We start from the raw sequence: 25,779 nt of genomic DNA, 5'->3' as shown, positions 1-25,779 counted from the left end.
CAGGCTCGCTCCCACAGGTTTTGTGAACGATGCAAATTCCTGTGGGAGCGAGCCTGCTCGCGAAGAGGCCAGCCAACCCACCGCCAAATACTCAGGAAGATCACTATGCCCGCCATCCACAAAATCCTGATCGCCAACCGCGGTGAAATCGCCTGCCGCATCCAGCACACCGCTCAGGCTTTGGGCTACCACACCGTCGCCGTTTTCAGCGACGCCGACGCCGATGCCCTGCACGTGCAAATGGCCGATCAAGCCGTGCGTATCGGCCCGGCGCCGGTGCAGCAGTCGTATCTGAACATCCCGGCGATCCTCGACGCCGCTCGCCGCAGCGGTGCCGACGCGATCCATCCCGGCTACGGTTTTCTCTCGGAAAACACCGAGTTCGCCCGCGCCTGCGAACAAGCCGGGCTGATCTTCATCGGCCCCAGCGTCGAAGCCATCGAATTGATGGGCAGCAAACGCCGCTCAAAAACTGCCATGCTCGAAGCCGGCGTGCCGTGCATCGCCGGCTATCAGGGCGCGGAACAGGACGACGCCACCCTGCTGCGTGAAGCCGAGCGTATCGGCTACCCACTGATGATCAAGGCCAGTGCCGGCGGGGGTGGACGCGGCATGCGTCTGCTGCACAACGCCGCTGATTTGCCGGCGCAATTGCGCACCGCGCGCTCCGAAGCATTCAACGCTTTCGGCAGCGACGAATTGATTCTTGAACAGGCGCTGATCGAACCGCGGCATGTCGAAGTGCAGCTGTTCGGCGATCAGCACGGCAACCTGATCTACCTCGGCGAACGCGACTGTTCGATCCAGCGCCGCCATCAGAAAGTCATCGAGGAAGCGCCCTGCCCGGTGATGACCGCCGAGTTGCGCCAAGCCATGGGTGAAGCAGCATTACAGGCCGGGCGTGCAGTGAACTATGTCGGCGCCGGCACCGTTGAGTTTCTGCTCGATGCGCGCGGACAGTTCTACTTTCTGGAGATGAACACGCGCCTGCAAGTCGAGCACCCGGTGACTGAACTGATTACCGGGCTGGATCTGGTCGCTTGGCAATTGCTGGTTGCCGAGGGACAGCCGTTGCCGCTGACTCAAGAACAAGTCCAGCTCACCGGCCATGCCATGGAGGTGCGGCTTTACGCCGAAGATCCCGCCCACGACTTCCTCCCGCAAACCGGTCGAGTAGAAGCCTGGGAGCCGGCGCTGCAGCACGGTGCGCGAATCGATCATGGTTTGCTTGAAGGGCAATCGGTCAGCCCGTTCTATGACCCGATGCTCGGTAAGCTGATCGCCTTCGGCGCCACTCGCGAGGAAGCGCGCCGCAAACTGCTGCGTGCGGTACAGGACACGGTGTTATTGGGCGTACAGAGCAATCAGCGCCTGCTCGCCAGCCTGCTGCAACACCCGCAATTCATCAGCGGTGAATTCAGTACCGCCTTCATCGCTCGGCACTTCAGTGATCACCCTTGTTTGCACCGCTACATTCCGGATGCCGAGCAGTTGGCGATCGCAACGGTGCTTTTCTATCAAACCAGCGCCCGCAACCACCGTGCGCCACTTAACGGCTGGCGCAATAACGCCAATGTGCCGCTGCATTATCGCCTCGGTCTTGATGATCAGACCTGGGCCGTGCAACTGCTCGCTGAGGCACACGGCGTATTCAACGTGCAGGTCGCCGAACGCACACTCGAATTGAAGCTCATCGACCATGATGCGCAGTCAGTGACGCTGGAAATCGACGGCTTACGCCAGCGTCACGCCTATCGGCTCGATGCCGGGCACCTCTGGTTGTTCAGCCATCCCGGCAGTTTGTGCCTCGAGAATCGAACTCATGCCGTGATCGGCAGTCAGACCAGCGCCAGTTCCGGCACTCTGAAAGCGCCGATGGACGGTGCCATCGTCGACGTACTGGTCAGCGAAGGCAGTGCGGTCAGCAAAGGTCAGTTGCTGGTGGTGCTGGAGGCAATGAAAATGGAGCATCCGCTCACGGCCGGCATCGACGGCGTGCTCACGCGGGTGCAGGTCAAGGTCGGCGATCAGGTAAAAAATCGTCAGGTTCTGTTGCAGGTCGAGTAGTCGCCCACACACCCCTGCGGGTTTTGACTACGCTCTGAGTTATCAGAACGCGGAAATCAGGAACCCTGCGATGCCCCACTGGCTGGTCATAGATCTGGAAGCCACCACCGATGAGGGTGGCTGGCCGGTCACCGAAATGGAAATTATCGAGATCGGCGCCACCCTGGTTGATCGCGCCGGGCGCGAGCAGGATCACTTCCAGCGCTTCGTCAAACCGACGCGACGGCCGTTGCTGACGCCTTTCTGTCGTGAACTGACGCACATCACTCAGGCCAATATCGACTCGGCACAGCCGTTGACTGAAGTCTGGCCGGCGTTCGAACGCTGGCTCGCGCAACATCAGGCACGTCTTGAAGGTTGGGCCAGTTGGGGCGATTACGACCGCAAGCAATTGCTCCAGGAATGGCAGCGCCTGCACATCGACAGCGGCTTGAGCCAAGTGCCACACATGAACCTCAAACAACGCTTCGCCAAGGCTCGACGCCTGGAGCGGCCGCTGGGCCTCAACGGCGCGCTGCAGCTGGCCGGCATGCAGTTCAGCGGCCAGCAGCATCGGGCGCTGGAAGATGCGCGCAACACCGCGCGGTTATTGCCACTGGTCTTGCCACTCTAGGGTCAATTCGAGAACTCAGCGGACAGATGCCGGGCAGGTGACGGCGCGAAAAGCCTTGTGCATACTGGCCGCCTCCAATTTCTAACCCTTTTCGAGGAATCGCCCATGTTTAAAGTCAACGAGTACTTCGACGGCACCGTCAAGTCGATCGCCTTTGGCACCGCTGAGGGTCCGGCGACCATCGGCGTCATGGCCCCGGGCGAATACGAATTCGGCACCGCTCAGCGTGAAATCATGCACGTGGTTTCCGGCGCACTGACCGTCAAACTGCCCGACAGCAGCGATTGGGAAACCTTCGCCGCCGGCAGCCAGTTCAACGTCCCGGCCAACAGCAAGTTCCAGCTGAAGGTTGCGGTCGACACCGCTTACCTGTGCGAATACCGCGGCTAAAGCAACGGTTTCACTGCACCAACAAAAATGCCCGTGTCCAAGGACACGGGCATTTTTCGTTTCAGTGGCCGATTACTCGAGAATCTCCACCGGCATGCCGACTTCAAGTCGGCCATTGCTGTCGTTGACCAGATTCTGCCCGAACATTGCGCCATCAGCTTCGGCACGGTATTTCTGCAAAGTGGCCAGCGGCTCGCGATCGGCACTGCGCTCACCGGTTTGCGGGTCGATGGTGGTGAGGATGCAACGTGCGCACGACTTGACCACGCGAAACTCGACGTCACCGATGCGAATGCGCTTCCAACTGTCTTCTGCATAGGCAGCACTGCCTTCAATCACCAGATTCGGCCGAAAACGCAACATTTCCAATGGTCGTCCGACCTTTTGCGAAAGGTCCTGCAGAGAGGCCTCGCCGATCAACAACAGCGGAAATCCGTCAGCGAACGCGACCTGATCGTCATCTTTGCCGAAGCCCGCCTGAGTGGACCGGGCGCGATCCAGCGGCACCTGCACCAGCCGGGTCGGCTTGCCGATGAAATCACTGACCCAGCGCGCCGCCTCATCACCGGCATCCGGCACGCGCAAGGTGTCACGCCAGATCGTCACGCCACGCAGTTCGGCGTCGTTGCCCGGCAAGGCGATGTCGATGGAGGACCGTTCAGGTGCGCTCAGGGTCAGACCGCCCTGTGCATTCCACAGGGCCGACAATTGACTCATCTTCGCTTCGGCGCGCTGGGTCAGGAAGCGGCCGCTGGCTTCGTCCACGAGCATCCAGCGTCGATCGCCATCAAGCCCCAGCCTATCGAGATCAACGCTTTGCAGCACATCGACCTTGCCGGATTTCAACGGGTAACGATAAAGCGCGCTCAGACGCAACATGGCCAGCTCCCTGGAGAATAAAAACGCCACCCTATACGAGCTTTATCCGCGAATCAAAGCCAGAATTTGCGCACTGCATATCCCATGTGGGGGTGATGATCAGGCGGGTACTTCGTCGAGCATCAGACGCTGGCGCACCACGTCGACCAATTTGTCCGGCTGGAACTTGGAGAGGAAGTTGTCGCAGCCGACCTTCTTCACCATCGAGTCATTGAAGCTGCCAGACAGCGAAGTGTGCAGTACCACGTACAAACCACGCAGACGCGGATCGTTACGAATTTCGGTAGTCAGACGATAGCCGTCCATCTCCGGCATTTCCGCATCGGTGAAGATCATCAGCAGCTTGTCGGTCATGTTCACCCCGGTATCGGCCCAGGCCTTGAGCATGTTCAGCGCCTTCAGGCCATCGCTGGCGATGTGCATTTTCACCCCGAGCTGGCCAAGGGTGTCGCGCAACTGCGAGAGCGCCACGTTGGAGTCGTCCACCAGCAGCACCTCACGACCACGGGCGCGCTCCAGAACCGGATCATCGAGTTTTTCACGCGAGACCTTGGCGTTGTACGGGACGATTTCGGCGAGGACTTTCTCGACGTCGATGATTTCCACCAGTTGATCGTCAACCTTGCTGATCGCGGTCAGATAGTGCTGACGCCCGGCGCTGGTCGGTGGCGGCAGGATGGCTTCCCAGTTCATGTTGACGATGCGGTCCACACCGCCCACCAGGAAGGCCTGCACCGAGCGGTTGTATTCGGTAACGATGATGGTGCTGTTCGGCCCCGGTACCAACGGACGCATACCGATCGCCTGCGACAGGTCAATGACTGGCAAGGTCTGACCGCGCAGATTGACCACACCGCACACAAACGGATGACGCTGCGGCATCAAGGTCAGTTTTGGCAGTTGCAGTACTTCCTGAACCTTGAACACGTTGATTGCGAACAACTGCCGCCCGGCCAACCGAAACATGAGAATTTCCAGGCGATTCTCACCCACCAGTTGCGTGCGTTGGTCTACCGTGTCGAGAATGCCGGCCATCAATGACTCCTGGGCTTGTTCTGATGAATTCACTATGTGAGGTTATCGGCGGCAAATGGCAGTTCTTGATTGCCATACCCGACCCTCTCAAAAATGCCATGAACAGGCATTGATGTCACATTAACATCATGCTTTACTGGCCCGGTGATTTTCATCTGCTACATTCTCTTCGGCGCGACCTCGGTTTGCACGCTAGGTTCCCGCGCCTAAGGGATTCCCCTAGTATCAATCAGGCCCAACCTGATATTCGCAATATCCAATAGCCATTAATGTGACGCCATTCTCATTGCATGAACGGAGTCAGGCTATTGTGTGCGATCGCAGTTCAGTGGAAACAAGCCCCCTGGAACCTCTCAGTCTGTGCACTTGCACGGCTGGGCGCGATCTCCCGACGATTCACGATCGTCGTCACACACGGCATTCCCTCATCAGACATGACGTTGTGGAGATAAGCATGCCAATGGACCGCAAAGAGTGGGTACAACGCTTCCCCGAATTCCTTGTCGAGGCCGAGCAACTCCTGGCCAAGTCCGAAGAATGCCTCAGCCATCTGCAACTGATCAGCAACGACAAGGACGCCATCGAGTGCATCCTCAGCACTCTCCTCAAGCTCGCACGCCGGGCTGAAGCCCTGGCGCTGGAGGCGATTTCCGAATTTTCCCTGCACATTTACAGCCTGCTCAACCTCAATCAGGATCATGTCGACCTTCACGAACAGGCCCTGCAAGCCTTGCAGGATTGCTTCACGTTGATGGCCTGGCAGCTTGAACTGGTCGATCAGCAGACCGGGCAACTGAGTCTTGATGACAGTGAGCAGATTTCACTGATCGAAGCATTCGCCTTCCAGGTCGGCCAAAGTCGGCTTCAGCCGCCGTTGACCGGCAAACGTTTGCCCCAATTGCCCTATTCGGGGCGGGCCTGAGCAACCCACTGGGTCCAAGCAGGGACTGGGTACACACTCTGAATGTCGTAATTGAACAGTTCATACCTGCCAACGACAATCGAATTAAATAATCAGCTCTGACAGCCACGAATAATTTCCGCCGGCCTCAGGGTTTGCCTGTGTGTCAAGACGCACAACTTCAGGCAACACCGACATCCTGTCGAACACAATAAATTGACTTTTCCATTATGGAACTTGCGTCCAATGTCATGTATTTCCTGACCCAATGGACATATATAGCAAGCGCGACCAACGGTATCTTAAGTGGTATTATGCCGCGCACTAGTTGCTTTCAAATTAATGGCACAGTGATTTCATAAGTCGCTGTGCACTGAAGTTGGCGGTCAACACATTCACTGAACCGCGTTGAAATCAATAACATAATTGACAGCATTTTCAGACAGAGATCCGCCAGCCTCCGGCCGGTCTGCCCGCAGCGAACATCCATTGGCTCCATCCGTTATGTACGCCAGTCTCAAGTCAATCACTACATGGCCACCCTCCCGGGAAAATGCTCGCCGGTTCACACTCATACTCTGTGTTGCGGCAACGCTCGGCAGTCTGCTGACCTACGCTCTTTCAACACCACTTTGCCTGGGATTGCTGCTGCTCGATATCGCGGCTACTGCGTGTGTCTGGGTGCAATATCGACTGTCACGCAAATCGATCAAATTCCAGCCACAGGAACTCGCTGACCGCTTGCTGGAAGTCCAGGAAAACGAGCGCCATCGCCTCAGCCGCGAACTGCACGATGATATCGGCCAACTGCTGACGGCCGCCAAACTGCAGAGCGAATGGCTCAAGCGACGCATGCCGGACGACCTGCAGGAACAATGCACGGCGTTGTGCGACACGCTCGAAGAAACCCTCAACAAAGTGCGCGACGTTTCAGCCATTCTCAATCCACGCCAATTGACCAGCCTGGGACTTGAAGCCAGCCTGCGGGCGCACCTGCTCAAGACATTGGCCAACACCAGCGTGCACTGGAGCCTCGACTGCCAGCAACGGCTCAATGGCATTCCGGAAGAAATGGCGGTTGCCGCCTTCCGTATCACCCAAGAGGCTGTTACCAATATCCTGCGTCACGCACAGGCGAAAAACCTGGTGATACGCGTGCAACGTCTGCCCAAAGGCCTGACATTGCTGATCAGCGATGACGGCCTGGGTTTCGCCCCGGCGGCCAACCCGGGTCGTGAAGGACAACGAGGCATGGCCGGGATGGCCGAACGAATCGAGCAACTGGGTGGCACCCTGAACGTTATCAGCGAACCGGGCAAAGGCACTCAAATCGAAGCACTCTTCCCCTGGGCGCCACGCGCACTCGAGCGGGCCAGTACGAATAAGGTTATGCGTTGACTTGCAACTTACTTCTGGTGGATGACCACTCGCTGATCAGGGCCGGCGTGCGCGCTCTGGTGCTGGATATTCCCGGTTACGCGGTGATTGGCGAGGCCAATGACGGTTCGCAGTTGCTCGAGATGGTCGAGCAACTGGATCCGGATATCGTGTTGCTGGATATCTCCATGAAAGAAACCGGTGGCCTGGAAGCCCTGCAACGGCTCAAGCGGGTGCGCCCGCAGAGCAAGGTGCTGATCCTGTCGATGCACACCGATCCGGCGCTGATCATGCAGGCACTGGAATCCGGTGCCCACGGCTACCTGCTCAAGGACACCACGGCCACCGAACTCGAACATGCACTGGAAGCCTTGCGCAACAATGAGCGCTACCTGAGTCCGGCCATCGCCCATACCGTGATCAATCAAGCCCTGACCCGCAATCAGAAGCAGCCGCCGGAGACTGCCGACTCGCACAATCTGACAGCGCGCCAACTGGAAATCCTGCGCTTGATCGTGCGCGGAAAATCCACCCGGGAAATCGCCAATGGCCTCGGGTTGAGCATCAAGACTGTCGAGACCCACCGCTCACAAATCATGAAGCGTCTGCAGATCTATGACGTGGCGGGCCTGGTACTGTTCGCCGTGCGCGAACAGATCATCAGTCTGGACGACTGACCAACCCCGCTCTGCTCAACAATGGTGAATGCTCCGGCAAATGCACACGCAACGCTGCGGGACGTGCCTCGAATCGCATGCTGTCACCTTCCAGCGGTTCGCCATCAAGATTGATGCACAGCCCCTCGGCCACCTTGATTTCGACCCATGGCAAACGGGTGCGAACAAACATGTTGTCGATTCCGAAACCATCGCTGAGCAGTGTTTTCAAGGTGCCCACCAACTCCTGTGGCGCCGGCAGAATGCTGATATCCAGCAAGCCATCATCGGCCAGCGCCTCCGGGCACAATACGTGCCCACCGCCGGCTTGCCGGCCATTGCCGATGCCCAGCGCCAACAGCTCGCCACGCCAGTGAAAATCCGGTCCCTGAAGCTCGCCATAAGCGGCATGCAGCTCACTGAATCGTGACAAGCCAGTGAACAGGTAAGCGGCACCGCCGAGTACTTTTTTCAGGTCCTCGGAAGTATTGGCCGTGACCTGGCTGCCAAAACCACCCGTGGCCATGTTGAGAAAAATCTGTCCGCCCACTTCGCCCAGATCGATTGCACGCGGGGGCACATCGAGCAGCTCAAGGGCTTCGGCAGGCTCCAGTGGCACGCCAGCGGCGCGGGAAAAATCGTTGGCAGTGCCCAGGGGCAAGAGTACCAGGCTGGCTTTGCCAGGATGAGCGGCGAGCGCTTCGGCGATGTCGCGCAAGGTGCCATCGCCGCCGCCGGCAATGATTTTCGTGTAGCCGTCAGCCAAGGCTTGTTCGACCCAGCGCTGCGCATCCCCCGCCTCCCAGGTCAGACGCACGGCCAGCTCCCAGCCTTGCTTGCGCTTGTCCTCGACGGCGGTGCGTACCGCCTCGTTGAGTGCCTGCTTGCCATGCAGAATCAACAGCGCGCGGCGTTCACTCATTTCATCACTCCCAAATCGTTCGGTTGAGACATCTTGACCACTGGCGCACGCAAAAAAGCCGTCAGACCCGTAATAAATTCAGCGCTCCGAGCCTCGACGTCCTACACGACGGTATTTTTTCTTACAAAACATGCGGAATTGGCTTAATTGACCCGGTTCGAGCATTGGGTCACCGTGTGCTGGCGGTATCGATCTTAAATCCAACACACAAGGACGTGCATGTAATGAGTGGATACACCCCATGGGCTCTTGCCGGTTCGAGAGCTGGAAAAGGTTGCAAGCAAACAGTTGAAACAATCGGCGGATGCTTCCATGCCTGGTCATGAAGCAAGAATACCCGTAAGTCCGGTTGGGCCCTTTGTAGAAAGTCGCGCGAATCACAAGTCCGATTTCAAAAACAGCGCCAGAACCACTGGAGAAGTTGATATGGAACCCCGTGTTACCGAGCTGGAAACCCATCTCAAATACCTTCGACGGGACATGGACGAAGTTCGCGGTGATGTCAGAACGATCAAACACCGGCTTGCCTACTCGGCGGGTGCAACAGCAGTGTTGCTCGGTCTGCTGGGTTGGGTGGCCAACAGCCGATTCGACCAGCTTGTGACATTGGTCAGCAATTAACTGAACAGTCATTGCAGGCGCCGTCCAGCGCGACGACGCCTGCATTTGCGGGGCCGCAATCAGTCCAGCAGGTCACTCAGCGGAATAAAGACCACTGAGTCTCCTTCGCTCAGCGTGCGACCTTCCAGCACTTCCACCAATCCGTCTGCCCACGCGGCGCTACGCAGTACGCCTGAGCTCTGGTTGCGGTAGACAGTTGCCCGTCCTTGCTCGAGGCGGCCACGCAGGTATTCACGCCGATTGCCGGCCACCGGCCAGTTGAAACCTGCTGGCACGGTGAACTTCAACGGCTCGACGTCCCGAACGCCCTGACGACGTAACAGATAGGGCCGAGTGAGCAGCGCAAAGGTCACCAGGGTCGACGCAGGATTGCCTGGCAAGCCAATCACCGGCACGTTGCGGAAATGGCCGAACGTCAGCGGCTTTCCAGGTTTGATCGCCAGTTTCCAAAGGGCAAGCTCGCCTTCTTCACGCAACGCGATACCCAAAAAATCCGCCTCACCCACCGACACGCCACCGGTGGAAAGAATCAGATCAACATCCTGCAACTCACCCAGACGCGCACGGGTTGTGGCCAGATCGTCCGGAAGAATACCGGCGTCGATCACCTCACAGCCCAGACGTTGCAGCCAACTGCACAGCAACACCCGATTGCTGTTGTATATCTGACCCGGGCCCAGTGGCTGGCCCGGTTCGACCAATTCATCGCCAGTGGAAATCACCGCAACGCGAACCTTGCGCACGACCTTCAGCCCGGCACAACCCAACGAAGCGGCCAGCCCCTGCTCTATCGGACCCAATCGGGTTCCGGCTGGCAGAATCAGCTCACCGACAGTGGTTTCCTGACCTTGCGGGCGGATGTTCTGCCCGGCCTTCATTGGCTCAAGGAAACGCACCCTTTCATCGGTTTGAACCTCAGCATTTTCCTGCATTTCCACGCAATCAGCGTCAGCAGGCACCGGCGCCCCGGTAAAAATCCGTGCACAGGTACCCGGCTTCAGCGGTTCCGGGGATTGTCCGGCGAACACCTTCTGGCTGACTGGCATCGGTTCGCCCGTCCAGTCGGCGAGATTCAGCGCATAGCCGTCCATGGCACTATTCGGCCAGGGCGGTAGATCCAGCGTCGAAGTCAGGTCTTCACCCAGCACACGCCCCTGAACCTGAGCCAGCGGCAAATATTCATGCTCGACAATTGGCGAGGCCTCGGCCAACTCAAGCAGACGCGCCAGCGCCAGCTCCACCGGCATCAGCGCGCCGGTCTTGCCCGGCTTACCCACGGGATTCACAAGGCGCCGCCTGCTTCAGATGAGTGACGAAGTTGCACGGGCGATGACGCGCGTCCAACTGCTCGCCCAGAATGCCGTCCCAACCGGTGCGTACGGCATTGGTCGAACCCGGCAGGCAGCACACCAGCGTACCGTTGGCCAGACCGGCCAGCGCCCGGGACTGCACCGTCGAGGTGCCGATATCGGCCACCGAGATTTGCCGGAACAACTCTCCAAACCCGTCTACCTGTTTGTCGAGCAGGCAGGCAACCGCTTCCGGTGTGCTGTCGCGGCCGGTAAAACCGGTACCGCCGGTAATCAGCACGACCTGCACAACATCGTCGGCAATCCAGGTGGCGACTTGCGCGCGAATTTTGTAGAGGTCATCTTTGAGCAAGACCCGCTCCGCCAGATGGTGGCCCGCCGCCGTCAAGCGGTCGACGAAGACCTGGCCTGAGGTGTCGGTTTCCAGGGTTCGGGTGTCACTGACTGTCAGCACCGCAATATTGAGCGGCACGAAAGGTACATCAGCCTTGGCTTTCATAGGCTCGTCCAGTTGTAGGAGAAACAGCCCGGTGTTATATCACAGCGCCCCATTTTTTCGCCGCCCCTCTGGAGAGCTGCCATGACCCGCGATTCGCAATTGCCGCCCTGCTCCATTCTGCTTTTGGCAGGCGGGCGCGGCCAACGCATGGGCGGTCAGGACAAAGGCCTGGTCGAGTGGCTGGGCGAGCCGTTGATCGCGCATTTGCAGCGTAAGGTACGTGGGCTGACTGACGACCTGATCATTTCCTGCAACCGCAATCGCGAGCGCTACGCGCCGTTTGCCGATCAATTGGTGGTCGATGACGAAGGCGATTTTCCGGGACCATTGGCTGGTATTCGTGCAGGTCTGAAAGCTGCACGCCATAGTCACCTGCTGGTTTTACCCTGCGACGTACCGCGAATTGATGCAGCGCTGCTGCACGACATGCGCGAGACCGCCAATCAGTATCCTGAAAAACCTTTAATGTTGCGCCATGACGAGCATTGGGAACCGTTGCTGTGTGTGATTCCGGTGGCCCTCCTAGCAGCCTTCGAAGATGCCTGGAATGCCGGTGAGCGCAGTCCCGGCCGGGTCATGCGCAAACTTGGCGCCACGGCGCTGCCGTGCCCGGACAACGATCCGCGTCTGGCCAACCTGAACACCCCCGAACTGTTAAATTCCCACAACACTGTGTCAGACTGACACCACTCAAGGAACTCTCACGCCTTGTATACGTCTCAAGCTCAGTAACCAAAAGAATTCCCATTCGGAGACACACTCATGACTCAACGGACCCTCGCCACTTTCATGCTCGCACTGGGCCTTGCCACCCTCGCCGGTTGCTCGTCGCCTACAGTGATCACCTTGAATGACGGTCGCGAAATCCAGGCCGTCGACACCCCGAAATACGATGACGATTCGGGCTTCTACGAGTTCAAACAGCTGGACGGCAAAGAAACCCGCATCAACAAGGATCAGGTTCGTACCGTTAAAGAGCTGTAAGCTCTGGATCGACCCCGGATACAGAAAAGCCCGCATTGATTGCGGGCTTTTTCATGGGCGCTCGAAAAGTGAAGTCGGTATCACCACTGCAGCGTGATCCGGCTCTCGAATTCGCGCTCTTCACCGGTCACCGGGTCGATAAACCGCAGACCTTGCGCCAGCAGCTTCAGCGGATTGGCGTAATCATCCTCGACGTCTTTCAACACATCCGGATAAAACGGATCGTTGCAGATGCTCGCCCCCAGCGCAGTCATGTGGACGCGCAGTTGATGTTTCTTGCCGGTCACCGGAAACAAGCCATAACGCCACAGATCGCCATGTTTTTCCCGAACTTCCACCGCCGTTTCGGTATTGCTGGCGCCCGCGCCTTCCTGCATGCGGAAAAACGGTTCGCCATCGACCAGACGGCTCTTGTGCACCAGGGGGAAACTCAGATCGGGCAGTGCCGGAGCGATGGCCTCATAACGCTTGTCGATCTGCCGCGTCGGGAACAGCGACTGATAAGCCGATCGGGTTTGCGGATTGGCCGAGAAAATGACCAGTCCCGCCGTATGCCGGTCGATGCGGTGCAGCGGCACCAGGTGAGGATTGTTCAAGCGACGAATCAGCCTGCGCAACAGGGTTTGCTCAACGTATTCGCCGGCGGGCGTCACCGGCAGAAAATGCGGTTTGTCGGCCACCACCAGATGTTCGTCTGCATACAGAATCGACTCCACCACCGGGATCGGCTTCTCGTCCGGCACTTCGCGAAAATAATGAATCCGCAGACCTTCCTTGTAAGGCAGATCCACCGGGATCGGCTGGCCATGGCCGTCCAGCACGCGCCCCCGAGCGATGCGGTCCAGCCATTGCTCGCGGTCAATGGCGCTGAAATGCTCGCACAGACAATCGAGTACGGTCAGCCATTTACCGGGCGGCAGATAAAGTGTGCTCGCCTGATTCTGAGCAGCAGAAAATGTAGATGTGGACATACGAAAATCGGACCCTCAATGCAGGGAGGCATTATCCAGCACTGAGGGAAACCAACCTAGCGCAGAATGTTCAGGCCGGAATTGTTTTCAGCGCTGCGGCGTCAGTGAATTCCTTGAGCCAGCGCAATACATCGACTGCTTCCCAGCGGCCCGGATCGTACAAGGCGTAGAGCAGCCCCTGATAACCGACCACATCCAGTTGCTTGTGATAACCGGCACGCTGAAACAAGGCCTCGATTTCGGCAAAGCAGGTATTGAAATGCAGTTTGTTGAAGGGCGTCTTGCCTTCCGTGACCAGCCCGTCCAGGCGCAATTCGAGAACCGCCTCGCGCACCACGTCAACCGACATCCGGTTCACGCTGTTCTTCAACTGTTCGACATTGACCACGGTTCATCCCTCTGACGCATTTACTGTATGAACATACAGTAACCGAACAAAGCGCAAAATGCCAAGGAATGGATGGCAGCGGCGACCGGCGGGATAAACCGGAAAATGCGGATTAACCCAGAAACGCGACGACTTCATCAGCGCTGAATGGCCAGCCCAGCTCAGCCCCGGTGTCGATGCGGCGCAACACCGGGATTCGCAGGCTGTAAGCCGCATACCAAGCTTCATCCTCAGCAATATCGACCAGTTCGACCAACAAACCATGCTCGACAAGAGGCATCAGCTCGGCCTCGGCGACTTCACACAAGTGGCATCCAAGGGTGCCGAACAACTGACATTCAGGAGGCATGATTGATCAACCAAAAAATGAGTGGACCTATTCTAGGCCGCACCTGAAAACCCGTCGAGCCAGCGCCGCCCAAAGGCTCCAGCGCCCCAACAAAGGTTCACAGGCAAAACCCTGACGCAAATCAGTCCGCACAAAAACCAATTACGCGATCCTCCCGGTCTTTTTGCCTCTACGCTTGAAAAGCCTGATCTGACCTCGGAGTGTCCAGTGTTTGCCAATCTGTTGATCATCCTCGCCTCGTCCCTCGTGGTGATTGCCCTGTTCCGTCGCCTGCGATTGCCACCGGTTCTGGGTTATCTGTGCGTGGGATTGCTGGTCGGGCCGAGTGCCTTCGACTGGGTCAACGAGAGCCAACATCTGCCTGATGTGGCCGAATTGGGCGTGGTGTTTCTGTTGTTTTCACTGGGCCTGGAGTTCTCCCTGTCGAAGATGATCGCCCTGCGCCAAGTGGTGTTCCGTCTCGGCAGCCAGCAGGTGCTGATCAGCACTGCGCTGCTGGGTCTGCTGCTGATGCTGTTGGGCATGCCGATGACGCCGGCGCTATTGCTCGGCGCCGGGCTTTCGCTGTCATCAACGGCCATCGTGACCAAAGAGTTGGGCAGCCTCGGCGAGGTGTTCAGCAGTCATGGCCAGAATGCTGTCGGCGTTTTGCTGTTTCAGGACGTTATCGCGGTATTGCTGCTGACGTTGGTGCCGGTGTTTGCCGGGAGCAGCGAACAAGTCTGGTACTGGGCGTTGCCACTGACGCTGGCAAAAACCGTGGTGCTGTTTGTCGGTCTGCTGCTGGCCAGTCGCTGGTTGCTGCCGCGGCTGTTTCATGAAGTGGCCGCATCACGCTCGGCAGAATTGTTTGTGCTACTGGCGCTGGTGATTGTGCTGTTGACCGCCTGGCTGACCCACCTGTTGGGTCTGTCCCCTGCCCTCGGTGCGTTCCTCGCCGGCATGTTGCTCGGCGAAAGCCATTATCGACACCAGATCGAGGCGGATATCCGGCCGTTCCGCGACATCCTGCTTGGAGTGTTTTTCGTCAGCATCGGCATGCTCATCGACCTGCAACTGTTCGTCAGTCACAGCCTGCTGATCCTCGGGCTCACCGTCGGCTTGATGGTGATCAAGGGCATTGTCGTGGCCTTGCTGGTGAAGTGGCGCGGCAGTGACAGCGAAACGGCATGGCGCAGCGGTCTGGCGCTGGCCCAGGGCGGCGAGTTCTGCTTCGCCCTGATGGCACAGATGCAGCAACACAGCATGATGCCCGAAGCGCTGGGCGACCTGCTGCTCGCGGCGACATTCTGCTCGATGCTGCTGACACCACTGCTATTGCGCGGCGCACCACGCATCGCGGCAGTCCTGCACCGTAAACCCAATCAGGAGGCGCAGATCGAAGAGATCAGCGCCCTCAACGCCGACCTCAATCAGCACGTGGTGATTTGCGGCTACGGCCGCGTCGGCCAATCCATCGGTCGTTTCATGCGCAACGCCAAGCAGCCTTTTATCGCGCTGGACAACGACCCGGTGCGGGTACAGGAAGCCGCCAGTGGAGAAAGCGAAGTGCACTACGGCGACTCGTCGCGCGGCGATCTGCTGACTGCCGTTGGCCTGCTGCGCGCCAGATTGCTGGTGGTGGCCGTGGATCAGAGTGACATTGCCCTGCGGATCCTCAAGGAAGCACGTCGGCTCAACGCCCACGTACCGATACTGGTACGCACCCGCGACGACAGCCAATGGGCCGAACTGAAAGCTGCCGGCGCCACCGAAGTGGTGCCGGAGCTATTGGAATCGAGCCTGATGCTCGCCTCTCACGCCTTGATCATGCTCGGTCTGCCGGCGCATAAGGTGCAGGAAAAAGTCGATCAGGTGCGCATCGACCGCTATCGCCTGCTCCACGGCTTTTATCCCGGTAGCGACGATGCCGAGACTTAATCCTGGCTCACCGCGCCGATCTTGTGCAGCGACAGGTCGGCGCCGTAATACTCTTGTTCCTGACTCAGGCGCAGCCCGTGCAGCGCCTTGATTACGCCGTACACCGCGAAGCCACCGATCAGCGCCACGGCAACACCCAGCGTGGTGCCGATCAACTGGCTGATCAAGCTGACGCCGCCAATACCGCCGAGCGCAGTCTGGCCGAAAATCCCGCAGGCAATCCCGCCCCACACGCCGCACAAACCATGCAATGGCCACACACCCAAGACATCGTCGATGCGCCATTTCACCTGCGCAGCGGTGAAGCACCAGACAAACAGTGCGCCGGCGATCGCGCCAGTCACCAGCGCGCCGACCGGATGCATCAGATCCGACCCGGCACAGATCGCCACCAAGCCGGCCAATGGACCGTTGTGCAGAAAGCCTGGGTCATTGCGCCCGACAATCAGCGCCGCCATGGTGCCGCCGACCATCGCCATCAACGAGTTGACCGCCACCAGACCGCTGACGCCTTGCAGCGTCTGCGCGCTCATCACGTTGAAGCCGAACCAGCCGACAATCAGAATCCACGACCCCAACGCCAGAAAGGGAATGCTCGACGGTGCAAACGCCACCAGACGCCCCTCGCGGTAACGACCATTACGTGGCCCCAGCAGCAATACCGCCGCCAGCGCCAGCCACCCGCCCATGGCATGCACCACCACGGACCCGGCAAAGTCATGGAACGCGGCACCGAACTGCGCCGTCAGCCACGCTTGCAAACCGAAGTTGCCGTTCCAGACCATGCCTTCGAAAAACGGATAGATGAACGCTACGATCAGCGCCGTGGCGCACAACTGCGGCACGAAACGCGCGCGCTCGGCAATACCGCCGGAGATGATCGCCGGGATCGCGGCAGCAAAAGTCAGCAGGAAGAAAAACTTCACCAGTCCATAACCGTGATCGGCACTCAACACCGCCGCCGGCTGCATGAACGTCACGCCGTAGGAGATCCAATAGCCTATAAAGAAATAGGCCAGGGTCGAGACAGCGAAATCACTGAGAATTTTCGACAGCGCGTTGACCTGGTTTTTCTGGCGAACAGTACCGACTTCGAGAAAGGCGAAACCGGCATGCATCGCCAGCACCATCACCGCACCGATCAGAATGAACAAGGTATTGGAGCTGTGAACCAGCGTGTCCACAGCGCTTTGCAGATTTTCCATGAGCAGGCAGACCTAAAGGCGAAAAAGGCACCAAAGCGGTTCATGCGCACATTTCATGCACCAAGTTGCGACCGCCCAGTCACGGAACCCAAGGTCCGGCGAACTGCTTTGGCGCACAAGGTCGATGTCCTGACACGAACCGGGCTTGTTTGGGATAAGGTTTCTCAAGGCGCACGCCCGGCAACAGCGCACAACAGCCGGGCAACGCACCACGACACAGCAAAAGTTGTACCAGTCATTTGTACTGAACCTTCGCGCAAGGCTCATACTCGAACGCTTCAGACGTCACTTACGGAGATCCACCCATGGCCAGCATCAAGGCAAAGACTGCTCAAGAAATCCTGATGAACGACTTCCAGACTTTGGTCGCCGACACCGAACGCTTGCTCGAGCACACCGCTACCCTGGCCGGCGATCAGGCCGATGAGCTGCGCGGGCAGATTCACGACAGCCTGCTGCGCGCCCGCGAGACCCTGAAATTGACCGAAGAAACCCTGCGTGATCGCGGTCAGGCGGCAGTCACCGCCACCGAGGATTACGTGTCGGCCAACCCATGGCAGTCCGTCGGTATTGCTGCCGGTGTCGGCTTCCTGATCGGCCTGCTGGCTACCCGGCGCTGATTATGTCGATCGGTGAATCCGGCCCGACTGCGGGCACCGCCTCTTCCACGCGACGCCTGGGCGCCGCCGTTCTCGGTCTGCTGCACAGCCATGTCGAATTGTTCGGCATCGAATTGCAGGAGCAGAAATCACGCACGGTCAGCCTGTTGCTGTTCGCAGGCCTGGCCCTGGTCTTTGCCCTGTTGCTGCTGGTGGGGTTATCGACATTGGTGATGATCGTGTTCTGGGATACCTATCGCCTCGCTGCGATCATCGGCCTGTGCGTGTTCTATACCCTGGCGTCGATATTCTGTGCGCTGCGCCTCAAGGCGGCGATTTTCGATGAGTCCTCGCCTTTCCACGGCACGCTCGAAGAGCTGGCCAACGACCGGGAGCGCCTGCTGCCATGAGCCTGCCTGAACTGCCACACAACAGCTCGCGTCGGGAAATGCGCAAGGCGTTGATCCGTCTGCGCATGGAAATGCATCGCCAGGAAATCCGCCATGAAGCCGGGCAAGTGCTGCAGCCTCTGCAGCGCATGCGCGGTATGTCGCAAAACCTGCAAGGCGGTTTCGGCATCAAACACGCGCCTTTGTGGGGCGTGGCTGCCGTGACGCTATTGGGTTTCATCACCGGCAAAGGCGCGAAAAGCGGCGGTGTCGGTGGTCTGACCCGCTTGATCCGCCTCGGCACCAGCCTCGGGCCGCTGATCAAACTGGTGATGCAGAGCTCGGCGAAACGCTGAATAGATACATCTGGCTACATTCTTGCACTGTCGGCGGGATGAACCTCTTGATCCAGAGGTTCAATCCCGCTCGCCTACCCGGTTGGCGGGGTTCATCAGAACAAGAACCACTAAGGAGGCCCCGTGATCGACGGGCAACCGCTCGCCTGCTTTCAGCCTTTCATCGATACCGCCACGGGACGCATTGCCGGCGTCGAAGCGCTGGGGCGCCTGCGCCAGGCCGACGGCCAACTGAACTCGGTCGGGCCATTGTTCGCCGACCCGCGCACACCCGCCATTGCCCTGCGCCGCCTTGATCGGCAGATCCGCGATAACGCCCTGAGCCGCCTGCATGAAGCGCCGGCAGACTGGTTTCTCAGCCTGAACATGTCGCCGCGCTGGATCAGTCGCCTGCGCGCCGATCAAGCCCTGCCCAGCCTCAAACAATTGGCGCGCTATGGTATCGATCCGCAACGCATCGTCTTCGAGATCACCGAACTGGGTGGCAACGGTCAACGTCTGGCCGAAGTCGTCGCGCGCTATCGCGAGGCCGGAGCAAGAATCGCCATCGACGACTTTGGCGCCGGCTACTCGCAGCTGGACCGAGTGCTGGCGCTGCAACCGGACATTCTCAAACTCGATATGCGCCTGTTCCAGGCTGCGGCACTGGGTGGGCCGAGTAGCGACGTGGTCAAGGCCCTCGCGCAGATGGCCGAGAAGACCGGCTGCTGGATCATTGCCGAAGGCGTCGAGACCGAAGCGCAGTTGAATTTCGCCCTGGAATGCGGATCGCGCTATGTGCAGGGATTCCTGTTCGCGCGGGCACAGGAGGCATTTTTCCCCACTGACGCGTTTGTGCAACGCTTCGCCGAACTGCGCCAGCGCTATGTCCGGCAGAAACTCGCTGAGCGCGGGCGGCTGATGCAGATGCGTCAGCAACTCGCTGACCTGATGTCGATCCTGCAAGCCTGGGCTCAGTCACACGCACCGTTGAGCGCATTGCCGCAACTGGACGCCTTCCCCTGGCTGCTGCGGTTTTATCAATGCGATCGCCACGGCACGCAGTTGACGCCCAACCTGGAATGGCGGCAGCACGGCTGGGTCGCCGACAACCGTTATCTGGGGCACAACTGGTCGTGGCGCCCGTACTTCTATCATTTACTCTCCGAAGGTTGGGAGGAGCGGCGGTTAACGCTCTCCAATACCTACCGCGATGCCACCAGCAATCAGTATTGCCTGACGGCCGGGCAGTTTTTCGACAACGGTGAGCGTTTGCTGTTGATCGACATTGACGCGGCGGGGCTGTAGTTCCGCTTGCAGGGGCGGGCGTGAACCGGGAAGCTAGGGGCCAACGCCCCCAGTCACCTGACGGAGAGAACCAGCCTTGGATTGGCACACCCTGCTCAACCGCGAACGCCTCGGCAAGCCGCTGCACAGCCCGCAAGAACTTGGCCGCAGCCCTTTCCACAAAGACCATGACCGCATCATTTTCTCCGGCGCCTTCCGCCGTCTCGGGCGCAAGACTCAAGTGCACCCGGTCACCAGCAACGACCACATTCACACGCGCCTGACCCATTCGCTGGAGGTCAGTTGCGTCGGCCGCTCGTTGGGCATGCGGGTGGGTGAAACCCTGCGCAGTGCCTTGCCCGAATGGTGCGACCCGGCCGACCTCGGCATGGTGGTGCAATCGGCTTGTCTGGCCCACGACATTGGCAATCCGCCATTCGGTCATTCCGGTGAAGATGCCATTCGCCACTGGTTCCAGCAGGCAGCCGGGCGTGGCTGGCTCGACGGCATGAGCGAAGCCGAACGCGCGGACTTCCTCAACTTCGAAGGCAATGCCCAGGGCTTCCGCGTACTGACTCAGCTTGAATACCATCAGTTCGATGGCGGCACACGGCTGACCTACGCGACCCTTGGCACCTATCTGAAATACCCCTGGACCGCACGCCACGCAGATTCACTGGGCTACAAGAAACACAAATTCGGTTGCTATCAGAGCGAACTGCCGTTGCTTGAGCAGATCGCCCATAAACTCGGCCTGCCGCAAATCGAAGACCAGCGCTGGGCGCGTCACCCGCTGGTGTACCTGATGGAGGCGGCTGACGACATCTGCTACGCGCTGATCGATCTCGAAGACGGCCTCGAAATGGAGTTGCTGGAGTACGCCGAAGTCGAATCGCTGCTGCTCGGGCTGGTCGGCGATGATCTGCCGGAGACCTATCGTCAGCTCGGCCCGCAGGATTCGCGGCGGCGCAAACTGGCGATTTTGCGCGGCAAGGCCATCGAACATTTGACCAACGCCGCCGCACGGGCTTTTGTCGAGCAACAGGACGCACTGCTTGCCGGCACACTGCCCGGCGATCTGGTCGAGCATATGCACGGCCCGGCCAAGCGTTGCGTGCTGAATGCCAAGGACATCGCGCGCAAGAAAATCTTTCAGGACAAACGCAAAACCCTGCATGAAATCGGCGCCTATACGACGCTTGAGATTCTGCTCAACTCGTTCTGCGGTGCAGCACTGGAACAGCACAACGGTCGTACGCCGTCGTTCAAAAGCCGACGTATTCTCGATCTGCTGGGCAATAACGCACCGGATCCTCAAGGTTCGTTACACGCGTCGTTTTTGCGCATGATCGATTTCATTGCCGGCATGACCGACAGCTATGCCAGCGACATGGCGCTGGAAATGACCGGCCGTTCAAGTCACTGATCCCGTCGCAGGCAGGCGGTCATGACGTTGGTCGCCCGCCTGCATTCCCTCGGTCAAAGTTGCCCGGCGAGCCGTTAATAAACGACTGACATGACCATTGTTACCCATTGAGCAGTCAGCAACTTTAAACATTTATAAAAAGCCATTGACAGCCAGTACTTGCAAATCAATCAAGGCAAACTATAAGCCCGCTCGAATCCCGCACTTCCTTACGTCAAACCTAGTTTGGTAGTAGTCCGTTTCCTCATTAATTGTAGGAATAATCCGATAAGGTGACTGGAGCCACGTCACTTCATGCGAGTGCTCATTCAACTGAGCTAAGGTGCGCGCTTTATTCGTGCTTGCATGGGATTTGATTATGAACTCCGTTTTTATTGTCGACGATCACCCGGTCATCCGTCTCGCTGTTCGAATGTTGCTGGAGCATGAAGGTTACAAGGTCGTCGGTGAAACCGATAACGGGGTCGATGCCATGCAAATGGTGCGTGAGTGCATGCCTGACCTGGTCATTCTCGATGTGAGTATCCCCAAGCTCGACGGCCTGGAAGTCCTGGCCCGCTTCAACGCCATGGGTTCTCCGCTGAAGATCCTGATCCTGACGGCGCAGTGTCCGACGCTCTTCGGCATTCGCTGCATGCAATCCGGCGCATCGGGTTATGTCTGCAAACAGGAAGACTTGAGCGAACTGGTCAGTGCAATCAAAGCGGTACTGTCCGGTTACAACTATTTCCCCAGCCAGGCATTAAACCCGGTGCGTAGTGACGACGTTCGTTTTGCCGAGCTGGAACTGTTCAAATCCGTTAATGATCGCGAATTGATGGTCTTGCAACTGTTTGCCCAAGGGCGCACTAACAAGGAAATCGCCAAGGGCATGTTTCTCAGCAATAAAACTGTCAGCACCTACAAAAAACGCCTGATGCAAAAACTCAAAGCCAAGTCCCTTGTAGAACTTATCGAGATGGCCAAACGAAACGCACTCGTGTGAGAGCCCGCATGCCCAGCCGTTTAAAGGACTATTTAATTGCGTTGAGCGCAGGTCTTTACCTGAGCGCCAACGTGTTTGCCATGCCCGGCACCTCACCAGACTATGCCTTGCTCAGCCGGTCGGCGGACGAACCGGTGCCGGTCACGCTCGAACACTCCCAACGGCAGTGGCTGCTGACACGTAACGAACTGGTTCTGGGTACCTCCGCGCCCGACTACCCGCCTTTTGACATGACCACCAGTGGCAAGGATTACGAAGGCCTGACGGCCGACTACGCCGGACTCATCGGCCAGGCCACCGGTGTGCCGATCCGGGTGCAGCGCTTTCCCTCTCGGGACGCGGCGATTCGCGCACTGATCGACGGTCAGATCGACCTGCTCGGCACCGCAAACGGGTTTGAAGCGGGCAACGAGAACCTGGCGCTGTCGACACCCTATGCCATTGACCTGCCGGTGCTGGTCACCCGCGAAGATGAAACCCGCTCGCTCACCGACGGCCTCGCCGGGCTGCGGTTGAGCATGGTCTATCACTACTTGCCATTGCCCGAAGTCAAGGCGCTGTACCCCAAGGCGCTCATCACCTGCTACCCCTCCTATCAGAATGCAATCAACGCCGTGGCGTTCGATCAGGCCGATGTGTTCCTCGGCGACACCCTTTCAACTCACTACATGATCAACAAGGGTTACCTGAACAACGTGCGCATGGCCAATTTCGGCAAGCAGGAAGCCCAGGGGTTCAGCTTCGCCGTGAACCGCAACAACCCGCAACTGTTGACCATCGTCGACAGCGTGCTCAAGGCTGTGCCGGCCATTGAGCGTGACAACATTGCCAAGCGCTGGAGCGCTGGCAGCGATCTGCTGCTCACCGACCGGAAACTGCAACTGAGCCAGCGCGAAGAAGCGTGGCTCAAACAGCATCCGGTCGTCAGCGTGGTGGTGAATGAAGCGTTCGCGCCGCTGACATTCTTTGACAACTACGGCAATTTTCGCGGTATCAGTGCCGACCTGCTCGAGCTGATCCGCCTGCGCACCGGCTTGCGTTTCGAGATTCGCCGCAGCCGTAACGACGCGGAAATGATCCAGCAGATCGACCGCCATCAAGCCGATCTGATCGCTGCATTACTGCCGACGGATGAGCGCGAAAAAACCCTCAGTTTCAGTCGTCCTTACCTTGAAAACTCCTACGTTCTGTTGACTCGCAAAAGCGCCGATGGCCCGACCAACCTGGGCCAGCTCAAAGACAAGCGGCTGGCGATTGCCCAGGGCAATCCGATGGTGGAGTATCTGCGTCGGGATTACCCGCGCATTCACTTGATCGAAACGGCCGATACATTCAGCGCGGTGTCGCAGCTCGCTGAGGGCCATGTCGACGGTGCTGTTAACTCGCTGGTGATTGCCAACTACTTCATTTCCTCGCGAATCTTCAATCAGGCGCTGCAGATCACCACCACCATCGGCACGGGCCAGGCGGCGTTTTCCCTGGCGACCGCGCGGGACAACACGGAACTGACGTCGATCATCAACAAGGCGTTGTTGAGCATCGCACCCGACGAACTGGGGGTGATCAATGGGCGCTGGCGCGGTTACTCCACTGTCTCGCAGAACATCTGGCACAACTACCAACGCCTGTTCTATCAAGTGATCATCGGCGCCTGCCTGTTACTGCTGTTGCTGTTGGCGTGGAACGCCTATATGCGCCATCAGATCAAACAACGCCAGGCCGCCGAGCGTGCGCTGAACGACCAGTTCGAATTCATGCGTTCGCTGGTCGACGGCACTCCCCATCCGATCTACGTGCGCGACCGCCAGGGCCTGTTGCAAAGTTGCAACGAGAGCTATCTCGAAGTATTCAACGCCCGGCGCGAGGACGTCATCGGCAAAAGCGTCATCGAGGGTTCCCTGAGCAACGCCTTCGAAGCCAAGGCCTTTCAAGCCGATTACCAGCGCGTCGTCGCCGAAGGCACGCCGATGGTCGTCGACCGGCCTCTGCACATCGGCAACCGGCGCCTGACGATCTATCACTGGATACTGCCGTACCGCGACTCCTGCGGCGAGGTGAAAGGCATCATCGGCGGCTGGATCGACATCAGCGAGCGCCGTCAGCTGTTCGACGAATTACGTACGGCCAAAGAACGCGCAGATGAGGCAAACCGGGCGAAAAGTACCTTTCTGGCGACCATGAGCCACGAGATCCGCACGCCGATGAACGCGGTGATCGGCATGCTCGAATTGACGCTCAAGCGCATGGATCTGCAGCATCCGGATCGCTCATCCATCGACACCGCCTACCATTCAGCCAAGGACCTACTGGGTTTGATCGGCGACATTCTCGACATCGCGCGAATCGAATCCGGGCGCCTGAGCCTTTGCCCGGAACGGGTCAATCTGGCCGATACCGTGGCGTCAGTCGCCAGGATCTTCGACGGCCTCGCCCGGCAGAAAAACCTCTCCCTGCAAGTCATCTTCAACCCACCGGATCTGGCGGTCGATGTGCATCTGGACCCACTGCGGTTCAAGCAGGTGCTGTCGAATCTGATCAGCAATGCGATCAAATTCACCGAGCAGGGACATGTGCGGATCACCCTCGACCTCATGAACACCGATGTACCTGCACGCGCCCTGATGCAGCTGACCGTACAGGACAGCGGCGTCGGTATCAGTGCCGAGGATCAGCAACGCTTGTTCGAACCCTTTGCCCAAGCGGAAAACAGCAGCCAGCAAGGCAGAGGCGGGGCCGGTCTGGGATTGGTGATCAGCCGTAACCTGTGCGAAATGATGGGCGGGCAACTGCAATTGAGCAGCCAGCCCGGCATCGGCACCCAGGTCTGCGTCTCGCTGGCACTGGAAACCCTGCCGATACAGGTCAGCACGGTCAAAAGTGAACCCGCGATCAAGACCTCACAGACGCCTTTGCGCGTGCTGGTGGTGGATGACCATCCAGCCAACCGTTTGTTGATGTGTCAGCAATTGGAGTTTCTCGGCCATCACTTCAGCATTGCCGAGAACGGCTGCAGCGGCCTGGAACTGTGGAAAGCCGGCCACTTCGATCTGGTGATTGCCGACTGCAACATGCCGTTGATGAATGGCTATGAACTGACCCGCGCCATTCGTCAGCAGGAACTGCAGGCGCGCTGCCCGCCGTGCATCGTGCTGGGTTTCACGGCCAATGCGCAGCCCGAGGAAATCCAGCGCTGCAAACAGGCCGGCATGAACGACTGCCTGTTCAAACCCCTGAGTCTGAGCCTGCTCAGCCAGTGGGTCGATGGCATCACGCCGACGTCAGCAGCGCCGTTATTCAACCTGCAAAACATGAATATGCTGACCGGTGGCAATCCTGCACAGAATCGCCGCCTGCTGGCTGAACTGCTCAAAAGTAGCCGTCTCGACCGAGAGGAACTGCTCGCGCTGTCGCCTGAACAGGATCGCGCGGCGCTGGCGGTGGTCGCTCACAAGATCAAAGGCGCGGCGCGTATCGCTCAGGCATCGCGCGTGATCGAATGTTGCGATGCCCTCGAACAGGCCTGCACCGAGGCCATGGCGACCGACGAAGTCGCTCGTCGTTGCGAGGCGAGCAGCCGGGCGATGCTCGAACTGGAGCAGGCATTACAGCAACAATTGGCGGTGTCGGATCGAAGCACAATGAGCTTGCCTTAACTATGCTTGGCGCTGAGC

26 protein-coding genes are annotated in these 25,779 nt (G+C 58.8%); 17 read left to right on the top strand and 9 right to left on the bottom strand.

What is annotated here, in order from left to right:
* Positions 1-105: 105 nt before the first annotated feature.
* From M9827_RS15800 to ppnP, 3 genes are all read left to right on the top strand, one after another.
* Positions 106-2,067: an acetyl/propionyl/methylcrotonyl-CoA carboxylase subunit alpha gene (locus M9827_RS15800; RefSeq protein WP_250606117.1), complete on the top strand. Its 1,962-nt coding sequence runs from the start codon at positions 106-108 to the stop codon at positions 2,065-2,067.
* A gap of 70 nt (positions 2,068-2,137) precedes the next feature.
* Positions 2,138-2,680 (top strand): 3'-5' exonuclease, encoded by a 543-nt coding sequence (locus M9827_RS15795; protein WP_250606116.1) that lies wholly within the window; start codon positions 2,138-2,140, stop codon positions 2,678-2,680.
* A 105-nt stretch (positions 2,681-2,785) separates the two neighbouring features.
* The gene (ppnP, locus tag M9827_RS15790; RefSeq protein WP_003226701.1) at positions 2,786-3,070 is read left to right on the top strand and encodes a pyrimidine/purine nucleoside phosphorylase; all 285 of its coding nucleotides are present in this window, start codon (positions 2,786-2,788) and stop codon (positions 3,068-3,070) included.
* A gap of 72 nt (positions 3,071-3,142) precedes the next feature.
* Here the strand turns inward: ppnP and M9827_RS15785 are convergent, their stop codons facing one another.
* Both M9827_RS15785 and M9827_RS15780 read right to left on the bottom strand, forming a co-directional pair.
* Positions 3,143-3,949 carry an MOSC domain-containing protein gene (locus M9827_RS15785; RefSeq protein WP_250606115.1) on the bottom strand — a complete coding sequence of 269 codons (807 nt, stop codon included), beginning with the start codon at positions 3,947-3,949 and terminating at the stop codon, positions 3,143-3,145.
* A gap of 99 nt (positions 3,950-4,048) precedes the next feature.
* Positions 4,049-4,984 carry a chemotaxis protein CheV gene (locus M9827_RS15780; RefSeq protein ID WP_064391361.1) on the bottom strand — a complete coding sequence of 312 codons (936 nt, stop codon included), beginning with the start codon at positions 4,982-4,984 and terminating at the stop codon, positions 4,049-4,051.
* 454 nt (positions 4,985-5,438) lie between these two features.
* Between M9827_RS15780 and M9827_RS15775 the strand changes: the two genes are divergently transcribed.
* The 3 genes from M9827_RS15775 to M9827_RS15765 all read left to right on the top strand — a co-directional run bounded on the left by M9827_RS15775 (position 5,439) and on the right by M9827_RS15765 (position 7,939).
* Positions 5,439-5,906 (top strand): hypothetical protein, encoded by a 468-nt coding sequence (locus M9827_RS15775; RefSeq protein ID WP_250606114.1) that lies wholly within the window; start codon positions 5,439-5,441, stop codon positions 5,904-5,906.
* 483 nt (positions 5,907-6,389) lie between these two features.
* Positions 6,390-7,283: a sensor histidine kinase gene (locus tag M9827_RS15770; protein ID WP_250606158.1), complete on the top strand. Its 894-nt coding sequence runs from the start codon at positions 6,390-6,392 to the stop codon at positions 7,281-7,283.
* Positions 7,280-7,939: a response regulator gene (locus M9827_RS15765; protein ID WP_250606113.1), complete on the top strand. Its 660-nt coding sequence runs from the start codon at positions 7,280-7,282 to the stop codon at positions 7,937-7,939. Before M9827_RS15770 ends, M9827_RS15765 begins: the two co-directional genes overlap by 4 nt.
* Here M9827_RS15765 and yegS read toward each other — a convergent pair.
* Positions 7,923-8,840 (bottom strand): lipid kinase YegS, encoded by a 918-nt coding sequence (yegS, locus tag M9827_RS15760; protein WP_250606112.1) that lies wholly within the window; start codon positions 8,838-8,840, stop codon positions 7,923-7,925. The two genes, M9827_RS15765 and yegS, sit on opposite strands and share 17 nt — an antisense overlap.
* Positions 8,841-9,152: 312 nt before the next feature.
* Here yegS and M9827_RS15755 point away from each other — a divergent pair, with 312 nt between their 5' ends.
* A complete protein-coding gene (locus M9827_RS15755; protein WP_250606157.1) occupies positions 9,153-9,461 on the top strand; it encodes a hypothetical protein in 309 nt (102 codons plus the stop codon).
* 59 nt (positions 9,462-9,520) lie between these two features.
* On the opposite strand, the gene M9827_RS15750 is transcribed toward M9827_RS15755, so the two are convergent.
* The gene (locus M9827_RS15750) at positions 9,521-10,747 is read right to left on the bottom strand and encodes a molybdopterin molybdotransferase MoeA (protein WP_250606111.1); all 1,227 of its coding nucleotides are present in this window, start codon (positions 10,745-10,747) and stop codon (positions 9,521-9,523) included.
* Positions 10,731-11,270 carry a molybdenum cofactor biosynthesis protein B gene (moaB, locus tag M9827_RS15745; protein WP_250606110.1) on the bottom strand — a complete coding sequence of 180 codons (540 nt, stop codon included), beginning with the start codon at positions 11,268-11,270 and terminating at the stop codon, positions 10,731-10,733. The genes M9827_RS15750 and moaB overlap by 17 nt, the downstream gene beginning before the upstream one ends.
* 81 nt (positions 11,271-11,351) lie before the next feature.
* On the opposite strand from moaB, the gene mobA reads away from it, so the two are divergent.
* Both mobA and M9827_RS15735 read left to right on the top strand, forming a co-directional pair.
* On the top strand, positions 11,352-11,954 hold the full coding sequence (gene mobA / locus M9827_RS15740) for a molybdenum cofactor guanylyltransferase MobA (RefSeq protein ID WP_250606109.1): 603 nt from the start codon (positions 11,352-11,354) through the stop codon (positions 11,952-11,954).
* Between the two features lie 78 nt (positions 11,955-12,032).
* Positions 12,033-12,254: a YgdI/YgdR family lipoprotein gene (locus tag M9827_RS15735; protein ID WP_007908660.1), complete on the top strand. Its 222-nt coding sequence runs from the start codon at positions 12,033-12,035 to the stop codon at positions 12,252-12,254.
* An 80-nt stretch (positions 12,255-12,334) separates the two neighbouring features.
* Here M9827_RS15735 and M9827_RS15730 read toward each other — a convergent pair whose 3' ends face one another.
* From M9827_RS15730 to M9827_RS15720, 3 genes are all read right to left on the bottom strand, one after another.
* Complete coding sequence (locus M9827_RS15730) at positions 12,335-13,225, bottom strand: pseudouridine synthase (RefSeq protein WP_250606108.1); 891 nt, start codon at positions 13,223-13,225, stop codon at positions 12,335-12,337.
* A gap of 70 nt (positions 13,226-13,295) precedes the next feature.
* Positions 13,296-13,613, bottom strand: coding sequence for a transcriptional regulator (locus tag M9827_RS15725; RefSeq protein ID WP_093435111.1), 318 nt, complete (start codon positions 13,611-13,613; stop codon positions 13,296-13,298).
* Positions 13,614-13,725: 112 nt separating this feature from the next.
* On the bottom strand, positions 13,726-13,962 hold the full coding sequence (locus M9827_RS15720) for a glutaredoxin family protein (protein WP_250606107.1): 237 nt from the start codon (positions 13,960-13,962) through the stop codon (positions 13,726-13,728).
* Positions 13,963-14,169: 207 nt separating this feature from the next.
* On the opposite strand from M9827_RS15720, the gene M9827_RS15715 reads away from it, so the two are divergent.
* Positions 14,170-15,882, top strand: coding sequence for a cation:proton antiporter (locus tag M9827_RS15715; RefSeq protein ID WP_250606106.1), 1,713 nt, complete (start codon positions 14,170-14,172; stop codon positions 15,880-15,882).
* On the opposite strand, the gene M9827_RS15710 is transcribed toward M9827_RS15715, so the two are convergent.
* A complete protein-coding gene (locus M9827_RS15710) occupies positions 15,879-17,087 on the bottom strand; it encodes an ammonium transporter (RefSeq protein ID WP_250606105.1) in 1,209 nt (402 codons plus the stop codon). The genes M9827_RS15715 and M9827_RS15710 overlap by 4 nt on opposite strands.
* A 305-nt stretch (positions 17,088-17,392) precedes the next feature.
* Between M9827_RS15710 and M9827_RS15705 the strand changes: the two genes are divergently transcribed.
* From M9827_RS15705 to M9827_RS15675, 7 genes are all read left to right on the top strand, one after another.
* Positions 17,393-17,707, top strand: coding sequence for an ElaB/YgaM/YqjD family protein (locus M9827_RS15705; protein WP_038364228.1), 315 nt, complete (start codon positions 17,393-17,395; stop codon positions 17,705-17,707).
* A gap of 2 nt (positions 17,708-17,709) precedes the next feature.
* A complete protein-coding gene (locus M9827_RS15700) occupies positions 17,710-18,096 on the top strand; it encodes a phage holin family protein (protein ID WP_007908652.1) in 387 nt (128 codons plus the stop codon).
* Positions 18,093-18,431 carry a hypothetical protein gene (locus M9827_RS15695; RefSeq protein WP_093435122.1) on the top strand — a complete coding sequence of 113 codons (339 nt, stop codon included), beginning with the start codon at positions 18,093-18,095 and terminating at the stop codon, positions 18,429-18,431. Before M9827_RS15700 ends, M9827_RS15695 begins: the two co-directional genes overlap by 4 nt.
* A gap of 123 nt (positions 18,432-18,554) precedes the next feature.
* Positions 18,555-19,718 carry an EAL domain-containing protein gene (locus tag M9827_RS15690; RefSeq protein WP_250606104.1) on the top strand — a complete coding sequence of 388 codons (1,164 nt, stop codon included), beginning with the start codon at positions 18,555-18,557 and terminating at the stop codon, positions 19,716-19,718.
* Between the two features lie 76 nt (positions 19,719-19,794).
* A complete protein-coding gene (locus tag M9827_RS15685; RefSeq protein ID WP_250606103.1) occupies positions 19,795-21,123 on the top strand; it encodes a deoxyguanosinetriphosphate triphosphohydrolase in 1,329 nt (442 codons plus the stop codon).
* Positions 21,124-21,481: 358 nt separating this feature from the next.
* Positions 21,482-22,108: a response regulator transcription factor gene (locus M9827_RS15680; RefSeq protein WP_034155223.1), complete on the top strand. Its 627-nt coding sequence runs from the start codon at positions 21,482-21,484 to the stop codon at positions 22,106-22,108.
* Positions 22,109-22,116: 8 nt separating this feature from the next.
* Entirely contained in the window at positions 22,117-25,761 is a 3,645-nt protein-coding gene (locus M9827_RS15675; protein ID WP_250606102.1) for a transporter substrate-binding domain-containing protein, read from the top strand.
* Positions 25,762-25,779: the final 18 nt, after the last annotated feature.

It is taken from the genome of Pseudomonas sp. AKS31 (assembly GCF_023634765.1).
Classification (GTDB): domain Bacteria; phylum Pseudomonadota; class Gammaproteobacteria; order Pseudomonadales; family Pseudomonadaceae; genus Aquipseudomonas.
This window is presented reverse-complemented; position numbering and strand designations above follow the sequence as displayed.